This is a genomic window from Paenibacillus fonticola DSM 21315, from assembly GCF_000381905.1.
Classification (GTDB): Bacteria; Bacillota; Bacilli; order Paenibacillales; family Paenibacillaceae; genus Fontibacillus; species Fontibacillus fonticola.
Genome location: NZ_KB907281.1, coordinates 42857 through 54281, shown reverse-complemented (window position 1 = coordinate 54281; position 11425 = coordinate 42857). Strand labels below are relative to the sequence as shown.

At 49.5% G+C, this 11425-nt stretch carries 9 protein-coding genes; 3 read left to right on the top strand and 6 right to left on the bottom strand.

Translation table 11 applies throughout. The features are described from left to right. Positions 1 to 363: 363 nt before the first annotated feature. Together G358_RS0126345 and G358_RS0126340 are read right to left on the bottom strand one after the other, a co-directional pair. Positions 364 to 2112, bottom strand: coding sequence for an ABC transporter ATP-binding protein (locus tag G358_RS0126345; protein ID WP_019640261.1), 1749 nt, complete (start codon positions 2110 to 2112; stop codon positions 364 to 366). 89 nt (positions 2113 to 2201) lie between these two features. After that, positions 2202 to 3167, bottom strand: coding sequence for a phosphotransferase family protein (locus G358_RS0126340; RefSeq protein WP_019640260.1), 966 nt, complete (start codon positions 3165 to 3167; stop codon positions 2202 to 2204). 165 nt (positions 3168 to 3332) lie between these two features. On the opposite strand from G358_RS0126340, the gene G358_RS0126335 reads away from it, so the two are divergent. Further along, a complete protein-coding gene (locus G358_RS0126335; RefSeq protein ID WP_019640259.1) occupies positions 3333 to 3857 on the top strand; it encodes a hypothetical protein in 525 nt (174 codons plus the stop codon). A gap of 116 nt (positions 3858 to 3973) precedes the next feature. On the opposite strand, the gene G358_RS0126330 is transcribed toward G358_RS0126335, so the two are convergent. After that, positions 3974 to 4285, bottom strand: a complete 312-nt coding sequence (locus G358_RS0126330; RefSeq protein WP_019640258.1) for a HesB/YadR/YfhF family protein — start codon at positions 4283 to 4285, stop codon at positions 3974 to 3976. Positions 4286 to 4752: 467 nt separating this feature from the next. Here G358_RS0126330 and G358_RS0126325 point away from each other — a divergent pair, with 467 nt between their 5' ends. Together G358_RS0126325 and G358_RS0126320 are read left to right on the top strand one after the other, a co-directional pair. Then, positions 4753 to 6510 carry an ABC transporter ATP-binding protein gene (locus G358_RS0126325; RefSeq protein WP_019640257.1) on the top strand — a complete coding sequence of 586 codons (1758 nt, stop codon included), beginning with the start codon at positions 4753 to 4755 and terminating at the stop codon, positions 6508 to 6510. Beyond that, on the top strand, positions 6510 to 8627 hold the full coding sequence (locus G358_RS0126320) for an ABC transporter ATP-binding protein (RefSeq protein WP_019640256.1): 2118 nt from the start codon (positions 6510 to 6512) through the stop codon (positions 8625 to 8627). Before G358_RS0126325 ends, G358_RS0126320 begins: the two co-directional genes overlap by 1 nt. 103 nt (positions 8628 to 8730) lie before the next feature. Here G358_RS0126320 and G358_RS0126315 read toward each other — a convergent pair whose 3' ends face one another. The 3 genes from G358_RS0126315 to G358_RS0126305 all read right to left on the bottom strand — a co-directional run bounded on the left by G358_RS0126315 (position 8731) and on the right by G358_RS0126305 (position 11315). Beyond that, complete coding sequence (locus G358_RS0126315; RefSeq protein WP_019640255.1) at positions 8731 to 9630, bottom strand: S-layer homology domain-containing protein; 900 nt, start codon at positions 9628 to 9630, stop codon at positions 8731 to 8733. A gap of 170 nt (positions 9631 to 9800) precedes the next feature. Beyond that, on the bottom strand, positions 9801 to 10136 hold the full coding sequence (locus tag G358_RS0126310; RefSeq protein WP_019640254.1) for a four-helix bundle copper-binding protein: 336 nt from the start codon (positions 10134 to 10136) through the stop codon (positions 9801 to 9803). A 129-nt stretch (positions 10137 to 10265) separates the two neighbouring features. Next, positions 10266 to 11315, bottom strand: coding sequence for a CobW family GTP-binding protein (locus G358_RS0126305; protein WP_019640253.1), 1050 nt, complete (start codon positions 11313 to 11315; stop codon positions 10266 to 10268). Positions 11316 to 11425: the final 110 nt, after the last annotated feature.

Below are 11425 nucleotides of genomic sequence, written 5' to 3'. Positions count from 1 at the left end.
TTTGATGAGTTTACGAAGTGCCGCCGCCGAATGTGGAATGCTCCCGTAATAGCGAGGGGCTTCCCCGGTTGAATCCGCAATGGCCACCGAAATTTTTTCTTTGGATACATCTAAACCGACGAATTTTGTGATAGACTGCATAGTATCAGCTCTCCTTTGCTATGTAGCTCTGAAATGGTTGGTCTTTCCACTTTCCATTTTAACCTACGAGATGTAGCAATGTGGAGGGCTGTCTGTTTATCGTTCATCATAGCTAGAATCAAACAATAACCAACTGGCTAAAGCCTGAAGAAACATGCGCCCATGGAGCAGTAGCTTCATGGGCGCATGTTTTATTAAGGATTAGTATAAGGCCATATAGAACTATGGGTTAAGATTTTGGATGTTGTAAAGCTGCGCATACACCCCATCTTTTTCTATCAGCTCATCATGGGTTCCCCGCTCGGCGATCCCGCCGTTTTTCATTACCAAAATTTGATCCGCATGTGTAATGGTAGACAGCCGGTGGGCAACGATCAGGGTTGTCCGTCTTTTGGAGAGCTGCTGCAATGACTGCTGGATTAATCGCTCGGATTCCAAGTCGAGCGCTGAAGTAGCTTCATCCAAAATCAAAATCGGCGGATCCTTCAAAAATACGCGGGCGATCGCAATCCGCTGCTTCTGTCCGCCGGACAGCTTTACGCCCCGTTCCCCCACTTCTGTATCGTACCCGTTCGGCAGCTCCATAATGAAATCATGCGCGTTGGCGGCCTGCGCAGCCTTATAGACCGCTTCCTCACTACTGTCCGGATTCCCCAGCAGAATGTTGTCGCGAACGCTGCCGCTGAACAGAAAGTTATCCTGCAGCACCATCCCGATTCCACCGCGCAAACTCTCCATCGTCCAGTCCTTTACATTCCGGCCGCCGACCTTCAGAACTCCCTTTTGAATGTCATAAAATCGCGGGATGAGTCCTACGAGCGACGATTTCCCCCCGCCGCTCATGCCGACGAAGGCGACGGTTTGACCAGGCTGAATTTTCAGCGTAATGTTCCTTAGCACCCACGGATCATAGTCATGATATTTAAACCATACATTTTGCAAGGCAATCTCCTGGCTTCCTTTCGGCAGCGTAAGCGCATCGGGTTTATCCACCATATCATAGGGCTCCTCCAGCAATTCCAGCACTCTTTCCCATGAGGCGGAAGCCTGGGTAAGGACAGTGGAGGAATTGATCAGCCGTTTCAAAGGCGAATACAAACGATCCAGATAGCCGAAAAAAGCTACGAATGTGCCGAGCGTCAAATTTCCCTGGATCACCTGGTATCCGCCATATCCGATAACAAGCAGCGGCGCGATGTCCGTTAGCGTATTGATGATGGCAAACGTCCAGGCATTCCAGCGGCTGTGTGCCAGCGCTTTGCGCAAATAATTTCCGTTGATCCCTTCCAGTTTGGCCTGATCATGTCTCTCAAGGGCAAAGCTGCGAATGACGGATATGCCTTGAATCCGCTCGTGAAGATAGGCCTGAATGCCCGCAAGCGCTGCAGAGCGGTCTTTCGTCAGCTGCTTCAAGCGTTTGTACAGCACCTTAACGGCAATAGCGTACAGTGGAAAAATCGCAATGGAGACAAGTGTCAGTACCGGATCGAGATAAAACATGAAGCCGAGCACAAATACGAGCGTAAAAGCGTCCAGCCACACGTTCATCATGCCGACTTCAACAATGTTTTTAGTCTGCTCTGCATCGTTAATGAAGCGGGAAATAATTTCCCCTACCTTCGTATTCTGATAATAACGGAGCGATAGCTTCTGTAAATGGCTGTAGAGCCGGTTCCGCAGATCGAACAATATTTTAGCCGTAATCAATTGCGCGAAATACTGCCGGGCATATTCCACCGGCCCTCGAACGATGACGAAGAGGAACAAAGTGATCCCGAGTACGATCATCAATTGAGAGACCTGATCCTGAAGCCCGATCGATTTATTCAGCAAAATATCGTCAACGACATACTTCTGCACCAGCGGCAGCATTGACGGAATACCGAACTTCAGCACGCCTATAAATAATGTAAGCAAGATCCATTTCGTATAAGGTTTAACAAAAGCAAAATAAGCTTTCCAATGTTTCAACTGATGCGCACATCCCTTATGCTATTCTGTTAGACGAATTTGAATGTTGTAGAAATCAATGACCCGTAAATAATTCCATAATTACGAAATTAACGCGTTATAAGGCTGGCCGCACGTCTTTGCAGCAGACTTTCCGCATATTCATCCAATCGTATAGCCAGCAACTCCTCGTTCAGATGCGTTACGCCAAGATCTGTCCAGCCACGGTATACCTCGAGACCATCCGAAACGTAGCACGCTAAGGTCACCATGTCCCAGTAAGGGTCGTATTCAGCTCCCTGCCCGCCCTGCATGCATTCCATGTAGGCTTCGAGGAACCGGTCAGCTGCCTCAGGCCCGTGAAGCTGCGCCAAGTTCACCCGGCAATGACCGATGTCGATTCCTGACGGCCCCAAGCAGGCATTGACCCAGTCGACGATGCCGGACACCCGCCCATGCTCCCACAGCACGTTGCCAGGATGATAATCGCGATGAATGAACCGGTGCGTATATGCTGGCTCCGGCCCCTGAATGACCCGGGAGATGTCCCGCCAAACCTCAGGTTTCCCCGTCCATTCGGGAAGACTGAAACGAGTCGGATCGATATATGAAAAATAAGTCCAAGGGAACGACTTCGTTCCTTGAAGATGCAAATGGGCCAGCGCTTGGGCGAGCCCGCGAAGCCAGCCTGCCCGGGCTTTTGGCATAAGAACGACCTCGCCTGGCAAGCGCGACATGAGGACGGAAGGCGTGCCGCTGCCTCCTCCATTGGAATCGGAGGCGAGCCAGCCCGGCGCTGCAATCCCGCACTCCGATGCGGCTTGAAGCGCAGCCGATTCATGCGCGACGAGATCCGGTTCTTCTTCCAGCCAGTCCCGGTTCGTATATTGGCGAAGCACCCAACTGGCGCTCTCGCCGTTTCCCTCCAGTTCCAGCTCGTAGACGGCAGACGAGATCCCCCCTAACAGCGGGCGGATACCGCGAATGTGCCACTGCGCTCCGCATTGCTTCCTAATCCAGGCAAGGACACCCGGAGACAAGCCAGCTTGCCGTGCCAGATGCTGTGATTCAGGCATAACCTTCCTCCATTCGTCATTCATTTTTACCGATCAAAGCTGCACATTGTATTCATGATATGATATACTCCCTATAATATGTTGCTGTCAGTATGAGTTTGGAACGCAGACTGTTGTAGCGTCAAGACAGCGATAAGTGCAGCAACCGCTTGTAGGAGGATAACCATGTCACGTCGATTTGTAATCGAAGCCGTGATGGTGGCGATTTATGGTGAATTGCTTGCGCCAAGTGCGCCTGTGGAATATATTGTACCCTATACCACCGTCATGGAGCTCTACGAATTTCAACAGAGTCCAGAACCGCTCATGCATGATCCGGCTGATGATTTGCATGTGAAGAATAAAATTAGTGAATTAATAGCTTACTTGGAAGAGCCATTAAACCGCAAAAAGCTGGAACGAACTCTGAACGTCCCCTGGTCCAAAAGCTCAGGCATATTGTTTGGCGAAAATGTATCCTGGACTGTAGTCAACGCGCTTGATAATGAACAATACGGTGAATTTCTTGACCCGATCGAGACAGAGATCGTGCTGACTGCGCAGCGTGAGGACTCACCGGTCTTAACGGACCAGTTGGAGCTCATCCGCCGCATTATTGAAGCCGAGCTTCCCGTTCAGGTGTTCGATATACAGGATTTTGAATTTGCGTTGGAAGACAATATCTTCTCAAATCATAATCAGCGCCATTAACCCCATTAGCACAAAAGGAAGGCCCGTATATACGGGCCTTTACCTTTGCAAAAAATGCTGATGTCTGATTGTACGCTACCGCTTTGCACCGCGCTGCGGAAGCGATCTTCCGCTGGCTAGCCTTGAACCCCGGCCGCTTCGGTCTTTTCATATTCGTATTCAATATCCTGCTGGTTCCGATTATATATGACGTTCAGTTTATAGCCCTGCAAATACCACAGGTCTTTATCCTCCATATAGAAAGTAATCCCTTCTACTTCCGACTTAGCTCCTGGAGATACGGGGCTTTCAATCCCGATGCCGAGTGAAAATCCAGGATGGATCGTTCCTCCGGCGCTATAGCGGGCAAAAAAACGGATCGCTTGCCCCTCCTGTACATCAAGTTCGTTTTTGAACCAGGCGGCCGCATCTTTCGTAACGTTGATCATCTCGATCCCCTCCTATCTTCTCCTTATTTTAGACTATTCCTCAGCGAATTGCCAAAATAAAAATTGACATTCCTCGGAAAGCGGTGTTAAACTCAAAAACATATGAGATCTCAATTGCATTAATTACCAATAACTAATAACTATGAAAGGGTGATCACGGTGTTTGTTATTCATCATACTCCTGCAGCTCGAATTATCGCAACACTACAATTAAATACCGGAGTGACCCCTGCTGGCTTGAACAAACTCTCTAATCCGCCTTTCCCCGCTGCCTTCTAACGGGAACAGGTTAGGCCATTTAAGCGGCGGTTGCTTGATTCAGATAGCAGCGTACGCGTTATATGTGAAGCTTTCAAGGCATATCGTTTACGGACGATATGCCTTTTTTGCTTTTTTTTACAAATTGATTCAAACCAAACTACCATTTACATTATCAAAATGGGTTTTAGGAATAGGAGGAAACTGTTATGTTTTCCGTTCTCCAGAAACTGGGCTGGTTTTTCCGGCGGGAAAAACGGCGGTATACGATCGGGCTGATTCTCTTGATCTTCACGGGGATTTTCGAACTCGTCCCACCCAGACTGCTTGGCAGCGCAATTGATGACATCGTTAGCGGCTCGATCACTTGGACCGCATTAGCTCAATATATTTTTATGATCATCGGCATACTCATCGTCATCTATTATATGACTTATATATGGATGCACAAATTGTTTGGCGGCTCCAATCTGATCGAGCGCCTGCTGCGTTCGCGGTTCATGAGCCATTTGACAAGAATGACCCCGCCGTTTTTTGAAAGGAGCCGGACTGGTGATCTGATGGCCCGGGCAACGAATGATTTAAGATCGGTGGCGCAGACGGCCGGCTTCGGCATGCTGACCTTAACCGACTCAACCGTCTATTTGACCGTCATCTTCGTAGCGATGGGCACGCTCATCAGCTGGAAATTGACTTTTGCCGCGATCATTCCGCTGCCGTTCATCGCCTTGGCGATGATGATTTATGGCCGGATTATTCACCAGCGATACACGCTCGCCCAGGACGCATTTGGCGACATGAACGATCAGGTGCTCGAATCGGTTGCCGGCATCCGGGTAATCCGGGCATATGTGCAGGAACGGCTGGACGAAAGACGGTTCCAGGACGTAACGGATGACGTTTACCGTAAAAATCTAGCTGTGGCCCGGGTCGATGCCTACTTCGAGCCTACGATTCGGCTTTGTGTCGGCCTGAGCTATGCCATCGGCTTAACCTATGGCATTTATCTCGTCTTTCATAACGAGCTGACGCTTGGCGCTCTCGTATCCTTCAATATGTATCTCGGCATGATGATCTGGCCGATGTTTGCCATCGGCGAATTAATCAACATTATGCAGCGCGGCGGCGCATCGCTCGACCGGGTTAACGAAACGCTTAGCGTGAAGCCCGATGTCGAGGACGTTGACGATCCGGTAATTGTGGCGCAGCCTGACACGATCCAGTTTAACGGCTACACGTTTCAATATCCGACCTCTGCCATGCTCAATCTGGACCAAATTACTTTATCGGTCCGGCGCGGCGAAACACTCGGCGTCGTTGGCAGAACCGGCAGCGGCAAGTCTACGCTCCTGAAGCAGCTGCTTCACGAATATCCTGCTGGCACAGGGGAGTTTACGATTTCAGACGTACCGATCCAGCATATCGCTCTGCAGCAGCTGCACGGATGGGTCGGTTATGTTCCACAGGAGCAGATTCTGTTCTCCAAAAGCGTCAGAGCGAACATTCAATTCGGGTGTAAGGATGCATCCGATGAACTTATAATGGAGGCCATTCGCACCGCTGCCTTTGATCAGGATCTGGAAACGTTGTCCGACGGGCTGGATACGCTGGTCGGGGAAAAAGGGGTGGCCCTCTCCGGCGGCCAGAAGCAGAGAGTGTCCTTGGCGAGAGCCTTTATCGCCAATCCGGAAATTCTTATTTTGGACGATGCGCTCTCCGCGGTCGATGCCCGTACGGAGTCACGAATTATCGATAATATTCGCAACAAGCGTTCCGGCAAAACTACACTGATCTCCACGCACCGCCTTTCTGCCGTAGAACATGCCGATTGGATCGTCGTGCTGGAGAAAGGCCGGATTATCGAACAGGGTACCCATAAAGAACTGCTGCGGGCAGGCGGGTGGTACCGCGAACAATACGAACGCCAGCAGGTGGAATCCGACCTTACTGACGGGGAGGTGTCATAATGCATACTCATACAGGAAAAGCATTATTTAAATACGCACTCACAGCGAAAAATACTTTTATTCTCGCCCTGGTTATGCTCGCTATTGGTGTAGCAGCGGAACTGGCTGGGCCGTTCATCGCCCGCTCCATGATCGATGATCATATCCTCGCCATCGAGAGGCCATTCTATGAAACCACGGCCGCGAGTGAAGAAACAGCGGCCTACGATGGACGTTACTTCAAGCGGGGCGACCGTTTTGCCGCCGGGGAGCCCAAAGGACAGGAAGTCCGGGTCCTCCAAACCGGAACATCTTTCGTATTCGTTAATGAGCCCGTTACCCAGGCCAGCGGTGAGCGCAGCTTCAGCAACGGCGTGCTAACGATCGATTACAACGGGAGTGCGTTCCAATATCCGGCTGTTAAATTGAAGCCAACTGAACTGTTCGCTTTTTACAAACCGGAGGTTCCGGGCATCATCGCGTTGGTCGGCTGGTATTTCGTCTTTCTAGCCATCGCCATCGTCATGGAATTCGGCAAGACGTATTGGCTGCAGTCCTCGGCAAATAAAGTCATCCGCAAGCTTCGCACGGACGTTTACAGTCATATCCAGCGCCTGCCGGTGAACTTCTTTGACAATTTGCCAGCGGGAAAAGTTGTCTCCCGGGTGACCAACGATACCGAAGCCGTCAAGGATTTATTCATCGCTGTACTATCCAACTTCTTCTCGGGCATCATCAACATGCTGGGCGTATATGTGGCGTTGTTTCTGCTCGATGTCCGGCTTGGACTAATTTGTCTTTTTGTCGTTCCGGTCATCTGGCTGTGGGTTGTACTCTATAGAAAGTTTGCAACGAAGTACAACACCATTATTCGTTCCCGCCTGAGCGAAATTAACGCGATCATTAACGAATCGATTCAAGGGATGACCATCATTCGCATTTTCCGGCGTGAAAAGCAGACGCAGGAGGAATTTGAAAACTTAAATGACGATTATATGAAGCACCAGAACAAAATGCTCAATTTGAATGCACTGACTTCGCACAATCTCGTCAATGTGCTTCGCAGCCTGTCCTTCGCCGTTGTTCTATGGTATTTCGGATCAGCCCAGTTAACCGGCTTAGGATTCATCTCCATCGGGGTATTGTACGCTTTCGTCGATGTGCTGGGTCGGCTGTTCCAGCCGATCACCGGAATGGTGAACCAGCTTGCCGCTCTCGATTCGTCGATGGTATCCGCAGGCCGCGTCTTTAAACTGATGGATGAACCGGGTGAAGAAGTAACAGACGGCTTCATGCCCCGTTATAAAGGAAATGTACAATTCAACAACGTTTCTTTCGCCTATAAGAAAGATTTTGTGCTGAAAAACATTAACTTTGAAGCAAAGCAAGGGCAGACCGTCGCTCTCGTTGGACATACAGGGTCAGGAAAAAGCTCGATCATTAACCTGCTGTTCCGTTTCTACGATCCTCAAAAAGGAACCATTACGATTGACGGCCAGAAGGTAACCGAATTGCCGAAGCAATGGATTCGCCAGCATATGGGCATCGTGCTGCAGGACCCATTCCTGTTTACAGGCACCATTGCCTCGAATGTAAGCCTGGGCGATGAACGCATTACGCGGGAAAAAGTTATCAAGGCGCTGGAAGACGTTGGAGCGATGCGGATTTTGCAGCATTTGCCCAAAGGAATTGATGAACCGGTAGTGGAAAAAGGGAGCACTCTATCCGCAGGCGAACGTCAGTTAATTTCCTTCGCCCGGGCGCTCGCCTTTGATCCGGCGATTCTAATTTTGGACGAAGCGACCGCTAATATTGATACAGAGACGGAAGCGCTCATTCAATCGGCGCTGGAGGTTTTGAAACGGGGCCGCACGACATTTATTATCGCTCATCGCCTCTCTACCATTCGAAGCGCTGATCAAATTCTCGTGTTGCACCGCGGCGAGATCGTTGAACAAGGATCGCATGAGGAACTGCTGGCTCTCGGCGGCAGATATCATCAAATGTACCGCCTCCAGCTTGGAAATGCCGCCGCAGAAACCGCTGCAGAGACGACTGCAGAGACAGCTTCCGGCTCCGCTTCCGGCTCGCAGCCTTTAAGCGCGGCATCCGGGCGAACAGCGATGAATCCAACCTGAGCCGGGTTAAAATCGGCGGTACTCAAACGTTGACGGTGTCAACTAAATAAGATGCAGCAAACGCCACTCACCTTGGAACCGTGAGTGGCGTTTTGGCATTAGCTTATTTTTTCAACTGTTTTATTTTCACTTGATAATGGCTGGCTACATACGTTTCTATCTTGGAGTCTGTCACTACTTGTGGATAAAACTTGCCAGGTTCCGGGGACAGCAGTTCATAGTATACAACCGCCGTCTTCTCATTGAACTCCACTTTGGCTACAGAAATCCCATAACCGGGATGAGGCTGGTTAGCACGGGTTAACACAACTCTGTTCACCTCGTTGTTTACCTTCTCCACATTGTAGGATACTTGATCCAGATGCCCCTCCCCTTCCTTATCCGGGATCGTATTGTCTTGATGATTGCGCACAAACTCCGCCGCATTGTACACTAAACGGGCTGCTTCGATCCTGTTGATCGCTGACTTCGGATGAAACTTGCCGTCCTCATCCAGGGAGGCAATGTTCATAAGCAGCAGCGTCTGGATACTGTTCATGTAGTCCAGGTTAATCGACTTCGAATCCGCAATATTGATGTACATCTTCACGACCGGATAATTGCCGGTTGCATTGACGCCTTGCAGCAAAATATCAGCGAAGGCTTCCCGCGTCAGCTTCTCATTCGGCTTGAAATCGGCCGGCAATTTAATGCCGTTGTCCTTAGCGATTTGCAGTGAATGGGAGTACCAGAATCCAGCTCCATTACCGGTTTTTCCTCCGTGTTTTCCTTTCAGCTCCAACGCCTGTACGATCATTTTCACGCCTTGCGCTCCTGTGAGATGACTCTTAGGGGCAAATTTGTCTTTGGTCACGCCGTGAATAATGCCTTTTTGATGCAATGACTTTGTAATTGCTGCATCCTTGCCTTCAACATCATTGAATGCGGAAGCAGAGGAGGCTAGCAGCAAAGAGCTCGACAGCATAAGCGCAGCTGCCATTTTCATTTTTTTAAATTTCATCATTTATCACCTCTATCCTCTCAGACGCAGCGGCGGGCTGGAAAGTTTCAGCAAAATGACAGCTTTCCGAAGTGATATTGAAGGCGTGGCTTTCCCTGCTTCATGTTCATGTGGTCGACCGACCGCTGTCATGCAGCGAAACACCGCGCGCTGGGAGATGCGCGCGGTGTGTGTTATGCGGCTTGAATCATTTTGCGGCATATTTCTGCGCAGCGCCGGCAGGACTGCTCACACTGTTTGCAGTGATGGTGCTCATGTTTGCCGCATTCCGCTGCACAGGCATCGCAAGCCTTCGCACAGAGCTCGCATATTTCTTTGGCAAAAGGCGTGTTTCTCGATAAGGACTCTGCAGCAAAAGAACAAATCTCCGCACATTCCCGGGTAAGGCGGATGCATTCTCGCAACATCGCCAGATCATATTCCTTCAAACTGGAAACATAGCAATAATTACAAGCATTCATACATTCCAGGCAAGCTTCAATGCATACTCTGTATTTTTCCTGAGTCATTTTTCTATCCCTCCTGAGAGCTGTAGAGCGTAGTTTGTCCTTAGTTCCACTAACAATCTCCTTATTAAACTAACCAGGAACAGCCTGAAGTGAAACGATCAAGAGCGGTATGGGAAATATGAACAATGGCTAACGAGATCTGACTTCCAGCTGGCGCAGCTGATTCGCAAGCTTATTTTTATCAAAATGCTCGCCAATAAATACAGCTACATCAGGCACTGAACCTTGAGGCGTTATTTTTATGTAGTCAGATTCCCTATAAGCATATTGGAATAAAAAACGGCTTGATGTGTCGGAGAAGCTTAGCACTCCTTTGCCGCGGTATACTTCTCTGGGCAGCTCGGCAAGAAATTGTTCAAACAGCTCGCTGTTTACAGGTTCCTGAAAATAATGCGCATAAACCGTTACATGTTCATGGGTTGTATGCGTATGTTCCTGCTGACAGCTGCTATCCTTTTCCTTATCCGTATCCTTTTTCTGTTCCTTGTCCTTATTCGATTCCTTACTCTTATCCATATCCATATCACAACTGTGATCATGATTCGCAGCTTGGCGACTATACATAGTAGTAAGAGCATCAATATCTACATCGCATTTTTCGGCAGGAAGAAGTTTGGCAAACGGGTTCAAGCGCTGCAGCAATGCTTGAACCTCCTGTGCCTGTCCTTCGTCCAATCTATCGATTTTATTCATGATAAGAACGGAACCGCAGCGAATCTGCTCCATCATCAGACGGTACGTTTTTCCTTTCTGGGCTTCATGGAGCGCCAACAAATGGACCGAATCGACAACCGTAATCATCGGCCGGATGTCAAGCTTGGCCGTCAGCGACACCTCGGTTACCGCATCCAATATTTCCATCGGGTTCGCCGCACCGGTCGCTTCAATGACGATGAGATCAGGCCGCTCCGTACGAATGAGCTCGAACATTTGAATACCGAGGTTGCCACGGACCGTACAGCAAATGCAGCCTCCCAGCATTTCAGCCATCGGCACCTCTTCATCTACAAGAATGCCGTCCAAATTAATATCTCCAATTTCATTCATAATGACCGCAGGCTTTAGCCCCTGTTTTTTCCAAAAGGACAACATGCGCTGCAGCAGCGTCGTTTTGCCGCTCCCGAGAAAACCGGATAATATATAAATAGGTGTAACTTTATTCAATTCCGCTTCTGACATCCTAAATTCCCCCGCTTTCAAATCCACTTCCATGAGAGCGAGTTTACACTATGCCTTTCCCGGATGCAACCTGTCCCGGCAATAAACGGCAGGGAATGATGTTAGAATAG

Excerpts from the sequence above, each read along its gene's own strand:
- G358_RS0126340 (WP_019640260.1), bottom strand. The coding sequence starts at position 3,167 with ATGCCTGAATCACAGCATCTGGCACGGCAAGCTGGCTTGTCTCCGGGT.
- G358_RS0126310 (WP_019640254.1), bottom strand. The coding sequence starts at position 10,136 with ATGACTCAGGAAAAATACAGAGTATGCATTGAAGCTTGCCTGGAATGT.
- G358_RS0126335 (WP_019640259.1), top strand. The coding sequence starts at position 3,333 with ATGTCACGTCGATTTGTAATCGAAGCCGTGATGGTGGCGATTTATGGT.
- G358_RS0126325 (WP_019640257.1), top strand. The coding sequence starts at position 4,753 with ATGTTTTCCGTTCTCCAGAAACTGGGCTGGTTTTTCCGGCGGGAAAAA.
- G358_RS0126315 (WP_019640255.1), bottom strand. The coding sequence starts at position 9,630 with ATGATGAAATTTAAAAAAATGAAAATGGCAGCTGCGCTTATGCTGTCG.
- G358_RS0126305 (WP_019640253.1), bottom strand. The coding sequence starts at position 11,315 with ATGTCAGAAGCGGAATTGAATAAAGTTACACCTATTTATATATTATCC.
- G358_RS0126330 (WP_019640258.1), bottom strand. The coding sequence starts at position 4,285 with ATGATCAACGTTACGAAAGATGCGGCCGCCTGGTTCAAAAACGAACTT.
- G358_RS0126320 (WP_019640256.1), top strand. The coding sequence starts at position 6,510 with ATGCATACTCATACAGGAAAAGCATTATTTAAATACGCACTCACAGCG.